10 protein-coding genes are annotated in these 17234 nt (G+C 69.2%); 6 read left to right on the top strand and 4 right to left on the bottom strand.

Annotation, left to right across the window (positions count from 1 at the left end; all coding sequences use genetic code 11):
* The first annotated feature begins 91 nt into the window (after positions 1-91).
* Genes pks13 through BLQ62_RS22350 form a run of 3 tightly spaced genes read left to right on the top strand, consistent with a single transcriptional unit; the run spans position 92 to position 8165 of the window.
* Positions 92-5221: a polyketide synthase Pks13 gene (gene pks13 / locus BLQ62_RS22360; RefSeq protein ID WP_068563894.1), complete on the top strand. Its 5130-nt coding sequence runs from the start codon at positions 92-94 to the stop codon at positions 5219-5221.
* A 19-nt stretch (positions 5222-5240) separates the two neighbouring features.
* Complete coding sequence (locus BLQ62_RS22355) at positions 5241-6815, top strand: acyl-CoA carboxylase subunit beta (protein ID WP_082756171.1); 1575 nt, start codon at positions 5241-5243, stop codon at positions 6813-6815.
* Positions 6816-8165, top strand: a complete 1350-nt coding sequence (locus BLQ62_RS22350) for an FAD-binding oxidoreductase (protein ID WP_068563899.1) — start codon at positions 6816-6818, stop codon at positions 8163-8165.
* Positions 8166-8547: 382 nt separating this feature from the next.
* On the opposite strand, the gene BLQ62_RS22345 is transcribed toward BLQ62_RS22350, so the two are convergent.
* From BLQ62_RS22345 to BLQ62_RS22335, 3 genes are all read right to left on the bottom strand, one after another.
* Entirely contained in the window at positions 8548-11727 is a 3180-nt protein-coding gene (locus BLQ62_RS22345; RefSeq protein ID WP_082756172.1) for an arabinosyltransferase domain-containing protein, read from the bottom strand.
* Positions 11728-11782: 55 nt separating this feature from the next.
* On the bottom strand, positions 11783-12382 hold the full coding sequence (locus tag BLQ62_RS22340) for a TetR/AcrR family transcriptional regulator (RefSeq protein WP_068563903.1): 600 nt from the start codon (positions 12380-12382) through the stop codon (positions 11783-11785).
* 82 nt (positions 12383-12464) lie between these two features.
* A complete protein-coding gene (locus BLQ62_RS22335; protein WP_068563905.1) occupies positions 12465-12950 on the bottom strand; it encodes a GAF domain-containing protein in 486 nt (161 codons plus the stop codon).
* Positions 12951-13304: 354 nt separating this feature from the next.
* Here BLQ62_RS22335 and BLQ62_RS22330 point away from each other — a divergent pair, with 354 nt between their 5' ends.
* From BLQ62_RS22330 to BLQ62_RS22320, 3 genes are all read left to right on the top strand, one after another.
* Positions 13305-14282 (top strand): alpha/beta hydrolase, encoded by a 978-nt coding sequence (locus BLQ62_RS22330; RefSeq protein WP_082756175.1) that lies wholly within the window; start codon positions 13305-13307, stop codon positions 14280-14282.
* 300 nt (positions 14283-14582) lie between these two features.
* A complete protein-coding gene (locus BLQ62_RS22325) occupies positions 14583-15548 on the top strand; it encodes an alpha/beta hydrolase (RefSeq protein WP_068530649.1) in 966 nt (321 codons plus the stop codon).
* 108 nt (positions 15549-15656) lie between these two features.
* Complete coding sequence (locus tag BLQ62_RS22320) at positions 15657-16583, top strand: HpcH/HpaI aldolase/citrate lyase family protein (RefSeq protein ID WP_068563909.1); 927 nt, start codon at positions 15657-15659, stop codon at positions 16581-16583.
* 59 nt (positions 16584-16642) lie between these two features.
* Here BLQ62_RS22320 and BLQ62_RS22315 read toward each other — a convergent pair whose 3' ends face one another.
* Positions 16643-17179 (bottom strand): YceI family protein, encoded by a 537-nt coding sequence (locus BLQ62_RS22315; RefSeq protein WP_068530653.1) that lies wholly within the window; start codon positions 17177-17179, stop codon positions 16643-16645.
* Between the last annotated feature and the right edge of the window lie 55 nt (positions 17180-17234).

The following is a 17234-nucleotide window of genomic DNA, read 5'->3' as shown; positions in this document are numbered from 1 at the left end:
TGCAACCGCGCCTCACCGGGCGCGCCGACATCACAACTTCATCTCCCGCGACTGCGTAACCCACGGTCTCGACGCGAAGGGTAGAAACACCATGGCTGAGAACGAGTACACCCCCCATGAAGGCCCGACCGGCAAGGCCCGCGAGGATCTGAGCCTCGAGGAACTGCGCGCGTGGATGCGGCAATGGATCGCCGACGCCACCAAGCAGCCGCTGGAGAACATCACCGACGACAAGTCGCTCGACGAGTTCGGCCTGGGCTCGCGCGACGCGGTCTCGATGGCGTCGGACATCGAGGACTTCACCGGGGTTCAGCTGACGGCCACCGTCGCCTTCCAGCACCCGACGATCGCGCTGCTCAGCCAGCGCATCATCGACGGTGACCCGGTGGTCTCCGACGACGATCTCGCGGCCGAGGCGGCGCAGTACGACCGGGGCGAGGAGTTCGAGAACAACCGCGGCGTGCACGACGTGGCCGTCGTCGGCCTCGCGACCCGCTTCCCGAAGGCCGGCGAGACGCCCGAGTCCACGTGGGAGTTCCTCATCGGGAACGGCGACGCGACCACGGATCTGCCCGAGGACCGCTGGCTCGAGTTCAAGCAGGACCCGCGCCTGAAGGCCGTGCTCGACGAGGCGAACACCTTCGGTGGCTACCTGGACGACGTGGCCTCCTTCGACGCCGAGTTCTTCCAGATGACCCCGCGCGAGGTCGAGATGGTCGACCCGCAGCAGCGGCTCGCGCTGGAGCTCACCTGGGAGGCGTTGGAGCAGGCCAACATTCCCCCGAGCTCGGTGAAGGGCACCCGCACGGGCGTGTGGATGGGCAGCTCCGCCAACGACTACCAGATGCTGGCCGTCGCCGACCCGACGAAGGCCAACCCGTACGCCCTGACCGGCACGTCGACCTCGATCGTCGCGAACCGCGTCTCCTACTTCTACGACTTCCACGGCCCCTCGGTCGCCGTCGACACCGCGTGTTCCTCGTCGCTGGTCGCGATCCACCAGGCGATCCGCAGCCTGCGCGACGGCGAGACCGACATGGCCGTCGCCGGCGGCGTGAACATGCTCATCGTTCCCGCCGTCACCCTCGGCTTCGACAGCCTCGGCGCCCAGGCCCCGGACGGCAAGATCAAGGCCTTCAGCTCCGACGCGAACGGCATGATCCGCGCCGAGGGCGGCGGCGTCGTGCTGCTCAAGCGCCTCGCCGACGCCGAGCGCGACGGCGACGAGATCCTCGGCGTCATCGCCGGTTCCGCCGTCACCTCCGACGGCAAGTCCAACGGCATCTTCGCCCCGAACCCCGAGGCGCAGGTGACCAACCTGCGCGACGCCTACATCGACGCCGGCATCGACCCGCGCACCGTCGACTACCTCGAGGCGCACGGCACCGGCACGATCCTGGGCGATCCGCTCGAGGCCGACGCCATCGGCCGCGTGCTCGGCCGTGGCCGCGAGGCGGAGAAGCCGCTGCTGCTGGGCTCGGCGAAGACCAACTTCGGCCACCTCGAGGCCGCCGCCGGTATCGCCGGCGTCGCCAAGGTGCTGCTCTCCATGCGCCACGGGCAGATCCCCGCCTCGCTGAACTTCGCGGGCCCCAACCCGTACATCCAGTTCGAGGCCAACCGCCTGCTCATGGCTGCGCGGAACACGGAGTGGCCCAAGTACTCCGGCGCGAAGCTGGCCGGCGTCACCGGCAACGGCTTCGGCGGTACCAACGCCCACGTCGTGATCAAGGAGTACGTCGCGCCCGAGATCGTCGAGGGCGAGACCGAGGGCGACGAGGCCGCGAACGGCGTTCCCGCGTTCCACGCGGCCACCGTCGAGGGCGCCGCGGTGCCGCTCGTGCTCACGGCCTACGTCCCGTCGCGCCGACGGGCCGCCGCCGCCGAGCTGCTCGAGTGGCTCGAGTCCGACGAGGCGAAGCAGTACACGCTCGCCGAGATCGGCCGCACCCTCGCCAGCCGCAACCACGGCCGCGTCCGCTCGGTGGTCATGGCCAAGGATCTCGACGAGGCGATCAAGGGATTCCGCGCGATCGCCGAGGGCAAGAACGCCCCGAACGTCATCTCCGCCAACCAGCCCGACGCCACCGGCCCGGCGTTCATCTTCTCCGGCTTCGGCAGCCATCACCGCAAGATGGCCAAGCAGCTCTACCTCGAGAACCCCGTCTTCAAGCACTACTTCGACGAGGTCAACGAGCTGATCATCGACGAGTCGGGTGACGACTACGCCGACATGATCACCGACGACGAGCAGACCTTCCACATCGAGACCGGCCAGGTGGGCATCTTCGCCATCCAGGTCGCCCTCGTCGGCCTGTTCCGCCACCACGGCATCGAACCCGGTGTGGTGCTTCCCCATTCCATGGGCGAGGCCACCGCCGCCTGGGTCACCGGCGGTCTCTCGCTCGAGGACGCGGTTCGCGTCATCTGCAACCGCTCGCGCCTGATGGGCGAGGGCGAGGCCATGCTGCCCGAGGAGATGGAGCGCTTCATGGCGCTCGTCGAGTACAGCGCCGACGACATCGAGACCGTGCTCGGCGACTACGAGGGCCTGGAGATCTGCGTCTACGCCGCGCCCACGCACACCGTGCTCGGCGGCCCCGGCAAGGTGATCGACAAGATCGTCGAGGAGACCGAGGCCAAGGGCCTGATGGCGCGCAAGCTCGTGACCCGCGGTGCATCCCATACCTCGCAGATGGATCCGCTGCTCGGCGAGCTGCAGGCCGAGCTCATGGGCATCGAGCCGCACGCGCTGCACTACCCGATGTACTCCACCGTCAACAAGGAGGAGTTCTACAAGGCGGGCCACGCGCCGGTGCACGACGTGGACTACTGGATCAAGGGCCTGCGGCACAGTGTCTGGTTCACCCAGGCGGTCGAGAAGTCGGTCGAGGCCGGGTACCGCACCTTCATCGAGTTCTCGCCGAACCCGATCACCCTGATCTCCGTCGCCGCAGTGACTTTCGGCTCGGGCATCCAGGACGCCGCGCTGGTGCAGACGCTCAAGCGCAAGGAGGACGAGCCCGGCACCATCATGACGGCGCTCGCCACCGTCTTCGCCCGCGGCCACCACGTCGACGTGGCGTCGCTGTTCGGCCCCGGCCGGTACGCGCCGGTCCCGCGGACGAAGTTCCAGCGCAAGCACATCTGGATCCAGACCAAGCTGCCCGACGGCGGTTCGAGCATGGTCCCCGGCGGCCACGTCGCGCTGCCCGACGGCCGGCACGTCTGGCAGCTCGACGCGGCCGCGCTCACCCTCGGCGACGGGACGCGGGTCCCGCTGATCGACGTGGCGAAGAACGCCGCCCTGCAGGTGCTCGACGGTGCCGCGGTCACCGCGGCGGTCGAGCACGGCGACCCCAAGGACGGGCGGACGCTCACCACCACGCTCACGCCGCACCCCGGCGGCGCGTCGATCCAGGTACACGAGAACCTCGGCGCCGGGAGCGGAGCGAGCGGGACGAATGTCACCGGCACGGGCTTCCGCCTGCTGCTCGACGCCGTCGTGGTCGCCGGCGAGGCGTCCGGCACCGCGGCCGCGCCGCTCATCACCCGGGCCGCGCCCGCGGTGGAGGAGGCGGACGAGCTCGAGGAGGCCGAGCCCGAGATCACCGTCTCGGAGGAGACCGAGGCGCCGGCCCCCGAGGGCAGCGCCGACCAGTGGTCCCCGGACACGGGGGAGACCGTGGAGCACCGCCTCGGCGTGATCATCGCGGAGACCATGGGCTTCGAGATCGAGGACCTGCCCAAGGAGATCCCGCTGATCGACCTGGGCATGGACTCGCTGATCGCGATGCGCATCAAGAACCGCGCCGAGTACGAGTTCGACATCCCGCCGATCCAGATCCAGGCGGTGCGCGACGCGTCCTTCAACGACGTGGTGCAGTTCGTCGAGTACGCCGTCGAGCACCGCGATCAGGTGGACGCGCTCGCCGAGCACCAGTCCGGCAGCGGTGAGCTCGCCGACGCCGGCCAGCTCGCAGAGATGATGAAGGCCGCCAAGGCCGAGGCGGCGGCCAAGGCCGAGAACCCCTCGGCCGCACCGGCTCCGGCCGAGGAGGCGGCACCGTCGGAGGAGAAGGCCGCGGCCGAGACCCCCGACCTGCTCGACGGCGCGGCCGTCGCCGAGGCCGTGGGCGACGGCGTGCCCCCGCGCGATGCGGCGGAGCGCCTGACCTTCGCGACCTACGCGATCGTGGTCGGCACGTCCCCGGGCGGCGTCTTCAACGAGCTCGAGGTGCTTTCGGAGGACGTCGCGGAGAAGCTGACCGCCCGCCTGTCCGAGCGCGCCGGCGGCGAGATCGACATCGAGGACGTCATCGACTCGAAGAACATCGAGGAGATGGCCACCTACGTGGGCGCGGTCATGAACGAGGCCACCCCGGTGGAGGGCTTCGTCCGCACGCTGCGCAAGCCGGAGAACACGGATCGCAAGCCGCTGTTCCTGTTCCACCCGGCCGGCGGCAACACCACCGCCTACGAGGCTCTGCTGCGCAAGCTGCCGGAGGATCTGCCGATCTACGGTTTCGAGCGCATCGAGGGCGACATCGAGGAGCGGGTCGCGCAGTACCTGCCCAAGCTCAAGGAGATCCAGCCGGAGGGGCCGTACCGGCTCGCGGGCTGGAGCCTCGGCGGCGCCTTCGCCTACGGGCTCGCGCGCGCCCTCGAGGACGAGGGCCGGGAGGTCGAGTACGTCGGCCTGCTCGACGTGGTGGCGCCGACGGTGCCGCTCACCGACGAGCCCGCGGAGAAGCGTGCGCGACTCGAGCGCTGGGAGCGCTTCGCCCGCAAGAACTACGACATCGGCGACGAGATCGAGCTGCCGATGGATCGCCTCGCCGCGGCCGACGACGACGGCCAGTTCCGGATCATCATGGAGCTGGTGCAGCTGTCCGACAAGAAGATCCCGACGTCGATGATCGAGCACCAGCGCACGTCCTTCGTGGACAACCGCATGCTGATCAAGGTCAACCCCGCCGACTACGGCCGGTTCGGGGGCACGGTGACGCTCTACCGCGCCGACCGCATGCACGACGGTGCGATCGAGCTGGAGCCGAACTTCGCGGACATCGCGCCCGACGGCGGCTGGGCGCCGGTGGTCGAGGACCTGAGGATCGTCAAGATCGGCGGCGACCACCTGCAGCTCATCGACGAGCCGTACATCGGGAAGATCGCGACGCACATGACGGACGAGCTCAACCGGGCCGACGGCGGCCGGTGAGCTCCGAGCAGGGGATAGGGTGACAGACGTGACGGACGTATCGGACCAGGTCGACCTCGGCACCACTGCGGGCAAGCTCGAGGATCTGTACCGCCGCCTCGAGGCGGCGAAGGATCCCGGCAGCGAGCGGGCGAAGGCCCGCCGCGACGCGAAGGGCCTGCCCAGCGCACGTGGGCGCATGCACATGCTGTTCGACGAGGGCACCTTCGTCGAGCTGGACCAGCTCGCGAAGTCGCCCGGCGACGACAAGATCAAGGACGGCGTGGTCATCGGCTACGGCCTGGTCAACGGCCGGAAGGTCGCGGCCTTCAGCCACGACCAGACCGTGGGCGCGGGCACCGTCGGCGAGATGTTCGGCCGCAAGATGGTCAAGCTGTATGACTTCGCGGCGGCCGCGGGCCTGCCCGTCGTCGGCATCAACGACTCGGGCGGCGCCCGCATCCAGGACGCGGCCACGTCGATCGCCTGGTACGCCGAGCTCGGCCGGCACCAGGACGGCCTGTGCGGCCAGGTGCCGCAGATCTCGATGATCCTCGGCACCTGCGTCGGCGGCGCGGTCTACGCGCCCGCCAACACCGACGTCCTCGTCGGCGTGCAGGACAACACCTACATGTTCGTCACGGGCCCCGAGGTGATCCGCCCGACCACGGGTGAGACCACGTCCGCGGAGGACCTCGGTGGCGCGGTCAAGCAGGCCCAGTGGGGCAACCTGCACCACGTCGCCGTCGACGAGGCCGCCGCCTTCGACTGGGTCAAGCGCTACCTCGGCTTCATGCCGGACTCGGTGCACCAGCGTCCGCCGCTGGTCAACCCGGGCATGGAGCCCGAGATCACCGACTCGGACCTCTCGCTCGAGACGATCATGCCGGACGCCGACACCGCCGGTTACGACATCCACGACGTGATCCTGCGCGTCTTCGACGACGGCGACTTCCTCGAGTACGCCGAGCTGTGGGCGCCGAACATCGTCACCGGTTTCGCCCGCGTCGACGGCCAGTCCGTCGGCGTGGTCGCGAACCAGCCGATGCACATGGCCGGCACGCTCGACACGCAGGCCTCGGAGAAGGCGGCGCGGTTCGTGCGCCTGTGCAACTCCTTCAACCTCCCGCTGGTCTTCCTCGTCGACGTGCCGGGCATCCTGCCGGGCGTCGAGGAGGAGAAGATCGGCACCATCCGCCGCTCGGGCAAGTTCATCTTCAGCTACGTCGAGGCGGCCGTCCCGAAGGTCACCATCATCCTGCGCAAGTCCTACGGCGGCGCGTGGGCAGTGATGGGCTCCAAGCAGCTGGGTGCCGACTTCGTCTACGCCTGGCCGACGGCGCGTCTGGCCGTGATGGGAGCCGAGGGCGCCGCCGCGATCATCAAGCGGCGCGAGATCGAGGAGGCCGGCGAGAACGGCCCCGCGATCCGCCAGGCGTTCATCGACTTCTACAACCAGTTCATGGCCACGCCGTGGCTGGCGGCCGAGCGCGGCTACATCGACGGCGTGATCGAGCCCAAGGACACGCGCCTGCTCATCCGCAAGTCGCTCGCGCAGCTGCGCGACAAGGAGCTGCAGCGCGTGCCGCGTCGCACCTACCTCATGCCGATGTAAATGGCTCTCCCGCAGGACTTCCCGCAGCTCACCGGATCGGTGCTCACCGATCCTGATGTGATGGCGGCCTACGCCGTGGACCACTGCTCGCCGGTCCACGGCGCCGTCCCGCTCGCGGTGGTGCTCGCCGAGACCACCGAGGACGTGGCCGCCGCGGCGGCCTGGTGCTACGCCCACGACGTGGTCATCGTGCCGCGCGGCGCGGGCAGCGGCCTCGCCGGTGGCGCCAGTGCCATCGAGGGCTGCGTGATCATCTCGCTCGCGAAGATGAACGCGGTCAAGGAGATCAACGTCGCGGACCAGTACGCGATCGCCGAGGCGGGTGTGATCAATGCCGACCTCGATCGCGCGGTCCGCGAGCACGGGCTGATGTACCCGCCGGACCCGTCCTCCTTCGAGATCTGCTCCATCGGCGGCAACGTCGCGACCAACGCCGGCGGCCTGCGCTGCGTCATGTACGGCGTCACCCGCGAGTACGTCCTCGGGCTCACCGTCGTGCTGCCCGACGGGCGGATCATCAAGACCGGCCGGCGCACCGTCAAGGGCGTCACCGGCTACGACCTCACCCAACTGCTGGTCGGCAGCGAGGGCACGCTCGGCATCGTCACCGAGGTCACCGTCAAACTCCGTCCGGCGCCGGTGATCCCGCCGACCACGGTTGCCGCGTCCTTCCCGGACGTGGTGAGCGCCGCCGCCGCGGTCGCCGCCGTGGTGGGGACGGGCGTGGTGCCCGCGCTCATGGAGCTCATGGACCGCCGCACGCTCGAGTGCGTCGAGGCGCTGCGCCCCTTCGGCCTGGAGGACGAGACCCGGGCCATGCTCATCGGCCAGGGGACCACGCCCGAGGACGCCGCGGTGCTGGCGCGCGAGTTCGACGCCGCCGGTGCTCATTACACGGTGGTCTCCGACGATCCCGTCGAGGCGGCCGAGCTGCTCGCCGTGCGTCGCGCCGCCTTCCACGCCTACGAGCACGCGGGCAACATCTTCTCCGAGGACGTGGGTGTGCCGCGCTCGCAGCTGCCCGAGATGTTCGCGCGGATCGAGGCGATCTCCGCGAAGTACGGCGTGGACATCCCCACCTGCGCGCACGCGGGCGACGGCAACCTGCACCCCACCCTGATCTACCCGAAGGACCAGCGCGAGGTGCCCCAGGCCATCTGGGACGCCGCCGACGAGGTATTCCAGGCGGCACTGTCGCTGGGCGGCACCCTCACCGGCGAGCACGGCGTGGGCGTCCTCAAAGCCCGCTGGGTCGGCGAGGAACTCTCCGAGGACGTCCTCGAACTGCACCGCGGCATCAAGGCCGTCTGGGACCCGAAGAACCTCCTCAACCCCGGCCGCGGCTTCTAGCGCTCGCTCGCTGCGCTCGTGCCGCTCCCTAGCGGGGCGGCCACCTCCCCAGGTCCATGGACGTGGGGAGTGCACGACACGCGGGGGCAGTGAACGTCCCGCTAGGGAGAGCCGAACGTGGGGGCATTGGACGTCCCGCTAGGGAGGGCCGACGGTGCGCCGCCCGCCGAGCCCGGTCCGTCGGCCCCCGATGGCGCAGTCCGCGGGGCCGAGGCGCGTTCGCACCCGCTTCACCCCGACGCACCCGGCGTACCGGGTGCGCTCGCGCGGTGAGGGTGCGAACGGCTTGCCGCACCCGAGGTGCCCGGTCGATCTGTCCGCGAGGTGGAGCGGAAAGATCGACCGCCGCGGTCGGGGGATGAGTGATCCGGTGGCGCCGCCGCTAGCGGATGCCGTAGTTCAGCGGGCCCGGACTCCAGAGGCCGGAGCGAGTTTCGCGACGGATCTCCAGGGAGGCGGGTTCGGCGGGGAGCCGCTTGCGCAGGCGCTGGAGGCTTCCCCAATCACGACGAGGATCGTCGCGCAGATACGTGGGTACCTCGACGGGCGTGGTGAGCAGGTCGGTGTAGCCCAGCGGGCCGCCCGAGGAGTGACTCTGCCAGTTGGTGGTCATCTTCGCGGCCCCCTTGTCCGGGAGTACACGGAACTCGGGGATCGTGGCGACGCCGTATTGATGCGGCATCGGGGCCAGGCACGGGAACTGGGCTCCGACCAGCCAGTCGAGCAGGACGGGTGATTGGCGGCCGACATAGTCCTGCAGGGACTGCAGACGTGGCATGCGCGGCGGAGTGACGGCGATCCACTGTTGAGGGTCAGCCGAGTCGACATCGGCGCGGATCCGCACGACGTCCGCACCAGCGGGGATGTTCCTGGTGTCGAGACGGACATCGCGCCAGGCGGGCTGCATCCCGGCCAGGTCTTCGGGCGCGACGGGTCCGGACGCGACCGGTTCCCGTGTCGCCTCGCGGCCGAATTCGAAGACGAGTCGTTGGCCGGCAACCGGATCGCCATTGACGTCCACGGACGCGATCCGACCAGCGACCGCCATCGTCAGGAGCTTGTCTCGCGGTGTGCCGTCGGCATCGCGGGGAATGCGGTACCACCCGCTCACCAGTGACTTCCGCTGCCCTCGAGAACCGAAGCTGCCCAACACGGGAACACGCGCAGCGTCGAAGCCGAAGGGGAGGGCGACTCGGGCGCCGGAGCTGCGGCGCGCCGCGCCGTCGCCGCTGTCGTCGTCCGACGTGGTGGTTCCGGTGCTTCCCAAGGACTGCCCGACGGTGGCCGAATTCGTGGAGGACTTGTCGGAGCCGAGATCGGAGGCGACTCCGGTGCTTCTGAAGCCGTCGTGGGTGCCGGAGCCGAGAGCGGATTCGGGGGAGCCCTCCACCGGCTCGAGGAAAGATGCACCGGGGTCCGGGTCGACGTCGACGAAATCCGCGAGCCCGCACGGGTCGCCGCCGAGCGCACGCGCGTTGGACAGCCCGACTGAGAACGCCGGATACTGCGCGACGGCCGCCTTGGTCATGGTCGTGAACGACACCGTGACGATGAGTGCGGCGGACAGGGCGAACGCCCGTGAGGAGAGGCCACCTGCGAGTCGTTGCACCCTCGAGTCGTCGTGCCGCGCGCTGAGATGGACGCAGCCCGCGGCGACGAACAACGCGAGGGCGAGGACCAACACCATCGACCCGACGGAAACCCCGCCGACGGAGATCCGCTTGTCCCACCACGGCACGTGGTAGCTGGAGACGTACCACCATCCGTTCGTCGCGGTGAAGCAGATCGCGAGAACGGCGGTCACCGCGCCGAGGAGGATCAGGCGGTCGCGCAGGGACCGGACGACGGCCGGTGCGCTCACTGCAGCCGCTACGACGGCGACCGCGGAGGCGTACCCCGCCAGCGATCCGAAGTGATGCGTGAACTTCGTGGGGGAGAAGGACATCAGGAACAACGACAGCACCGCGGTGAACGCCAGCCGGCCGACCGGGCCCGACGCCAGGCCGGGGATGCGCCGACGACGCCAGAGCGCCGCCACGACCGCGACGAGCGCGAGGAGGAAGATCAACACGGCGAACCGCCGGGCGACCGAGCCGTCGGGCTGCGGTTGAAACAGCTCTGCCCAGACCGTGTATTCGGTGTACCACGGCATGTTGGGGCCGACGACGCCGTGCGCGGCGCGCATCGCGGACACGGACGCGGCCGACTGGCCGTGGAAGACGACGACGAGGGTGATCACGCCCGAAGCGAGCACAGGCATGAGCACGGCGGCCCGCTCCATCAGTGACAGCGACCGAGCGCGGAACCCGGCGACGATCGGTCCCAGCCCGGACAACAGTCCGGCGAAGCAGATGATGCCGGCCGGGTTGGTGAGCACCGCGAGCGAGCCAGCACCCACCGCGACGCAGAGCGGCAGCATCCGGCGCGTGGCGATCGCACGCTCGACCGAAAGCCATGAGAGCAGAGTGAAGAAGGCGACGACGGGTTCGGGCCGGAGCCCGTTGTTGTAGGGGATCCAGAAGGCGAGCAGGACCAAACCCCCGGTGTACAGCGCGATCGATCGGCGTCGGCCGCGGACCCCCACTCTCGGCAGGACCTCGCGGCTGATCAGGAACCAACACCCCAGCCCGCACAGCAGTGAGGGGAGGCGCAGAACCAATCCCGAGTCGGAGATCTGCGCCAGGCCTGCGAGGGCCGGAACGTACGGGATGCCGATCGGTACTTCGGGCACTCCGAAATAGGCGAAGTAGTTGGCGAGGTATCCGGCGCCGCGATAGGTCTTCGCCATACCGCTGAAGTAGCCGTCGTCCGAGGAACCGACGCCGATCATGTACCACGCGAGGAGCAGGCCGACGACGACGAGATCGGGCCGGGTGATCCGCGCCCACCGCGCCGGCAGGATTCGTCGCGCACGGCGACCGTCGCCGAGGTCCGCCCTGTGCAGGAACCACAGTGCCCCCAGCCACGCCAGCACTGCGAGCACGCTCAGCGCCACCTTCGCAGCGGTCGGACCGGTGGAGAAGCGACTGTCGATGTCGATGGTGGCGGAGCTGCCGCCGAGGGCCTCGCGTGGGGTCGTCGAGAACAGCCCTACTACTTGCGGGCGGTGGTCACCACTGAGTGTCGTCTGGAACTCGCCGGTGCGGACGAGCGTCGAGGCGGCGTCGCTGCGGATCTGTATCGGTCCTTGCAGAGCCCCGTCGTAGACGATCTTCGAGCGAAGGCGGACGGTGACGTGACGCGCGCCGTCGCGCTGCTCGGACATCACGATGAGTCCGTCACGACCGGAGTCGGGCGCGGAGGACGGGACCGTCGTCAGCACGGTGCCCTCAGTACTCAGCAGTGCCTGGTCGCCCACGGTGAGCGAGAGCGAGGTGGGGGAGTAGGAGACCAGCGGGAGCTCGATGTTGACCGCGTCCTCACCGGGCCACGTGACGGTAGCCGCATCCTGGTGGACCGGTAGGAACGGCACCACTACGGCGCAGAGAAACCCGACCAGGCCGAGGACCCCCGCCCGGAGGCGGTCGCCGAGCGGGCCTGGTCGCAGGTGCTTCGTGAGCAAGGGGCCTCCCCGAGTGCGATGGTTCCGGCTCTCAACGCCGGTGTGGGCTGTCGGACTAGCTCGACGGGTGCTCGCTCCGCCACGGGGCGAGCACCACCGTGTCGATGAGCTCGATGTAGCCCCGACGGGCGACTGCTTCGCCGTCCGGGCCGGTGAAGTGCTGAATGACGAGTCCCTGAATGGCGGCGATGGTGAGGTGTGAGCGCGTGGCCGCGACGTCCTCGGGAGCGCCGAGTGCGCGGAGGCGGCCGACCATGCGCTCGATCAGCATCGCCAAGGTGGTCGCCGTGTACTCGGAGTACGGACTGTCGTCGGCACAGGAGGCGCCGAAGACCTGGAGAAGGATCTGCTCCCCGCTGCGACGGTGCGGCCCCATCATCGAGTCCCACTCGGCGATCGCCTGCTCCCGCAGATCCTGGCGGGAGTCCGGCACGGGCTTGAGGTCGGGACCCGCGGCGCTGACCTGTTTGGCGGCGAGCACCTCGAGGATCAGCTCCTCCTTGGAGTGGAAGTGATACGCGAGCATGCGCGCACTCGTACCGATCTCCGCGGCGATGGTGCGCAGGGATGTGTCGACGACGCCGGTGCGGGCCAGCACCAGCGACGCCTGCTCCAGCAGTTCGGCCCGGCGGTCCGGGTTCGGGGGGCGCGCCACGGGGTTAACGTAGCAGATGCTTCATTAATTATGCGTATAACTTGCCCGTGGTGGCTGAGGGAACCGACGTCGAGTGCCGCGCTCAGGCCAGCGAGTCGATGAAGACCGCGGCGACGGCTTCGAGGCCGCGCTGGTCGTCGTCGCTGAACCGCCCGGGGCGCTCGCTGTCGAGATCGAAGACGCCGATCAGTTCGCCGTCGCGGATCAGCGGCACGACGAGCTCGGAGTTCGTCGCACCGTCGCAGGCGATGTGGTCGGGGACGGCGTGCACGTCGTCGATGCGCTGCGTCGTGCGGGTGCGCGCGGCGGCGCCGCACACGCCGCGGTCGAGCGGGATGCGGATGCACGCGGGCAGGCCCTGGAACGGGCCGACGACGAGCTCGGCACCGTCGAAGAAGTAGAAGCCGACCCAGTTGAGGTCCGGCACCAGCGCCTTCACCAGGGCCGCGAGGTTCGCGGCGTTCGCGATCCGGTCGGGCTCGCCGTCGACGAGGGCCTTCGCGTACGAGGCGAGGTCGGCGTAGCGCTCGGTGGGGGAGCCGGAGAGGGCGGGGAAGGAGAACGACACGCCCCGACGGTACGCGGGTCACCTGTGCGCCGGAACCCCGGCGATGGGCCCGATTCTGGGTGCAAGCTGAGAGTACGAGGGAGCTGGAAACAGCGCGATTCGGACGGAAAAGCACCTGCTGTACGGCGATGACCAGCGGTAGCGCACTACCTTCACCGGAGGGTGTAACACGGCGCTGCGCCACCGCGACTAAGAGTTTGTCAGGAACTGAGATCTGGCATACAGTGCCTGACGAGCACTGATCCGCGTGCGTTGCTCTGTCACGGCACCTGTCCGTGGTACCGACGGGCCACCGGCCCATGCATGCGGTGCACGCGCCCACCGGGCGAAAGTTTACGAGGAAGAGAGTCTCGAATGCGTATGCGCAACGGCTGGGCCAAGAAGGCCACCGCCGCCGCGGTCACCGTGGCTGCCATTCCGGCACTGACGATCGCCGGCACGGGCGCCGCGAACGCGTGGGGCCCGGGCAACGCCAAGAACCCCCCGAAGGGCTTCAAGCAGGCCTTCGTCAACGGTGCCGGCATGCCGAACGTGAAGGTCCGTAGCTGGGCCTCCACCACCACCGACCCCAAGAAGGCCCCCACCGTCGTGCTGCTCGACGGTCTGCGCGCCACCTGGGACGTCTCGGGCTGGGAGCGCGACTCGAACGTGGCCTTCCTCTCGCAGAAGGGCATCAACGTCGTGACGCCCGTCGGCGGCACCTCGAGCTGGTACACCGACTGGCAGTCGCCGTCGTCGACCAACCGTCAGCCCTACCGCTACACCTGGGCCTCGTTCCTGAAGACGAGCCTGCCGCAGTACATCCGCAGCCTCGGCTTCAGCGACAACGTCTCGCTGGTCGGCCTGTCGATGTCCGGTAGCGCCGCGATCATCAACGCCCTCGAGTCGAACGGCTACTACAAGCGCGCCGCGTCGCTGTCGGGCCTGACCAACATCTCGGCCCCCGGCGTCCCGATCGCCGTCGGCATCGCCTCGCTCGATTCGGGCGGCTACAACGCCGGCCTCGACATGTGGGGCGGCCCGTTCGACTCCCGCTGGGCGAAGAACGACCCGACCGTGCAGGTGAACCGACTCAAGGGCATGCCGCTGTGGATCTCCGCCGGTAACGGCGTCTTCGGCAAGTACACCCCGAACCCGGGCCCGGCCGATGTCGTCCAGGGCGTGCCGCTCGAGTGGCTCGCGCTGTCGCAGGCGCGCTCCTTCGAGGGTGCCGCCAAGCGCGCCGGCCTGAGCAAGGCCCACTTCGACTTCCCGCCGGCCGGCACCCACACCTGGGGCTACTGGCAGGATCAGGTGTGGCAGATGCAGCGCACCGGTTGGTTCTCGAAGTAATCCGCTGCGGTTGTACGAACAGATCACACGACAGGCGGCCTCGTTCGGACGGACGGGGTCGCTTGTCGTATTGTGAGGTGGATGACTTTCCTGAGGAAACCGGGAGTGTCTGTAACGCCTGAGCCTGTGATTTCGATGAGATCCAGGGAAAGTGTCACACATGTGACTGATGTGAATCATGTGACATATGTGACGACCGATGTTAGAGTGACGGCTGTGACAAGGCTGGTCGATCCCGACCACCGGTCCCGTCCACAAGCTATTGCGCGGAGACGCCGCGTGACAAAGGAGAGGTCAGCAATGCGAGCAGCCTGGGGTAAGCGAGCGGGTGCAGCGGTTCTCACCGCGGCCATGGTGCCCGCCCTCGCCGGTATGGGTGCCGGCGTCGCCGGCGCTTGGGGTCCGGGGTCGGCCAAGAACCCGCCCAAGGGCTTCAAGTCCGAGCGAGTCAACGGTGCCGGCATGCCGGACGTCCTGGTCCGCTCGTGGGCCTCGACCACCACCGACCCGGCCAAGGCGCCCACCGTGGTGCTCCTCGACGGCCTGCGCGCGACGCAGGACGTCTCCGGCTGGGAGCGCGACTCCAACGTCGCCTTCCTGTCGCAGAAGGGCATCAACGTCGTCATGCCCGTCGGCGGTACCGCCAGCTTCTACACGAACTGGGCGAACACCTCCAAGCACGGCAACGGCACCTACAAGGCGACCTGGGGCAACTTCCTGGCCAGCAGCCTGCCGAACTACATCAAGTCGCGCGGCTTCTCCAGCAACCTGTCGCTGATCGGCCTCTCGATGGGTGGCGGCGCCGCCCTCATCAACGCGGCCAACAACCCCGGCGTCTACAAGCGCGCCGCTGCGCTGTCGGGCTTCCTGAACACCTCCGCCCCCGGCATGCCGGTCGCCGTGGGTGTCGCCATGCTCGACGCGGGCGGCTACAACGTCCTCGACATGTGGGGCGGCCCGTTCGACGCCAACTGGGCGAAGAACGACCCGACCGTGCAGGTCGCGCGGATGAAGGGCCTCAAGCTGTGGATCACCGCCTCGACCGGTGAGCCCGGCAAGTACACCCCGAACCCGACCCCGGCCGACATCGTCCAGGGCGTGCCGCTCGAGATCCTCGCCAAGTCGCAGTCGGAGGCCTTCAAGGCCGCCGCCGATAAGGCCGGCGTGAGCGCTCACTACGACTTCTCGTCGGTGGGCACCCACACCTGGGGCTACTGGAGCGACCAGGTCTGGCAGATGCAGCGCACCGGCTGGTTCAACAGCTGACACTGCGTTCGTGATCGCAAGGAAGGCCCCGGGCTGTTGCCCGGGGCCTTCCGGCGTATCGGTACTCTTTCAGCGAATCCGCCCGACAGACTCGAGGTTGCAGCCCAGATGAACCAGCCCCCCACGACCGACGTCGACGAGCCCCTCGGTTTCCGGATCGATCCCGTGCTCGCCCGCAGTTGGCTGCTGGTCAACGCCGCGCAGCCCGAGCGCTTCGACGCCGCGGCCCGCTCCCGCGCCGACATCGTGGTGCTCGACATCGAGGACGCCGTCGCACCGAAGGACAAGACGGCTGCGCGCGACAACGTGGTCGACTGGCTGAACCGCGAGCTCGACGGTCGGCCCAACGACGGCTGGGTCCGGGTCAACGGCTTCGGCACCCAGTGGTGGGCCGACGACCTGGAGGCGCTGCGCGGGGCGAAGCACCTCGGCGGCGTGATGCTGGCGATGGTCGAATCGATGGACCACGTCACGGAGACCGCCAAGCGGCTGCCGGACACGCTCATCGTCGCGCTGGTCGAGACCGCGCGCGGCCTCGAGCGGATCAGCGAGATCGCCTCCGCGAAGGGCACCTTCCGCCTGGCCTTCGGCATCGGCGACTTCCGCCGCGACACCGGCTTCGGCGGCGACCCGACGACGCTGGCCTACGCCCGCTCGCGGTTCACCATCGCCGCGAAGGCGGCCCACCTGCCGGGCGCGATCGACGGGCCGACCGTCGGGTCCAAGGGCCTGCTGCTGACGGAGGCGACCGCGGTCTCCGCCGAGTTCGGCATGACCGGCAAGATCTGCCTCACGCCCGATCAGTGCCACCCGGTCAACGAGGGCCTGAGCCCGTCGCCCGAGGACATCCGCTGGTCGCGCGAGTTCTTCGCCGACTTCGACCGCGACGGCGGCGAGATCCGCAACGGCTCGGACCTGCCGCGCATCGCACGCGCCACCAAGATCCTCGACCTGGCCCGGGCGTACGGGATCGTCGTGCCCGACGGGCTCGAGGGCGAGCACGCCCCGGCACCGTCGGACACGTTCCACTACTGATCCGAGCACGACGAAGCCCCCGCACCGCAGCCGGTGACGGGGGCTTCGTCGTGCGGGGATCAGGCCTGGCGCAGGGCCTCGATGTCGAGGGTGAGGGTGATCTTGTCGCCGATCACCTTGCCGCCGGTCTCGAGCGGCATGTCGATGGAGATGCCGAAGTCCTGGCGGGTGATCACGGTCTTGGCCTCGAACGCGGCCACCTCGCCCTGGCCCATGCCGGGGTTGGTGCCGAGGAACTCGAGGTCGAACTGCACGGGCTTGGTGACCCCGCGCAGCGTGAGCTCGCCGTTCAGCACGTAGTCCGAGCCCTTCTCCGCGACGCCGGTCGAGACGAAGGTCGCCTTCGGGTGGTTCTCGGCGTCGAAGAAGTCGGCGGTGCGGATGTGGGCGTCGCGCTGCGCGTTGCGGGTGTTGACCGACGTCACGTCGACCTCGGCGGTGAGCGAGGCGGTGCCGTCCTCGGCCACGGTGATGGTGCCGGAGAACTCGTCGAAACGGCCCTTGACCTTGCTCACCATCAGGTGGCGCACGGAGAACTCGACGGACGAGTGGACGGCGTCGACGACGTAGGTGCCGGGGGCGAGAACGTTGCTCATGGGGATGACTCCTTCGATGGTTGCTCGGTGGCTGACTCATCGAGCATAACCGGAC

Origin of the sequence: Tsukamurella pulmonis, assembly GCF_900103175.1 — a bacterium.
In the GTDB taxonomy this organism is placed as follows: domain Bacteria; phylum Actinomycetota; class Actinomycetes; order Mycobacteriales; family Mycobacteriaceae; genus Tsukamurella; species Tsukamurella pulmonis.
This window is presented reverse-complemented; position numbering and strand designations above follow the sequence as displayed.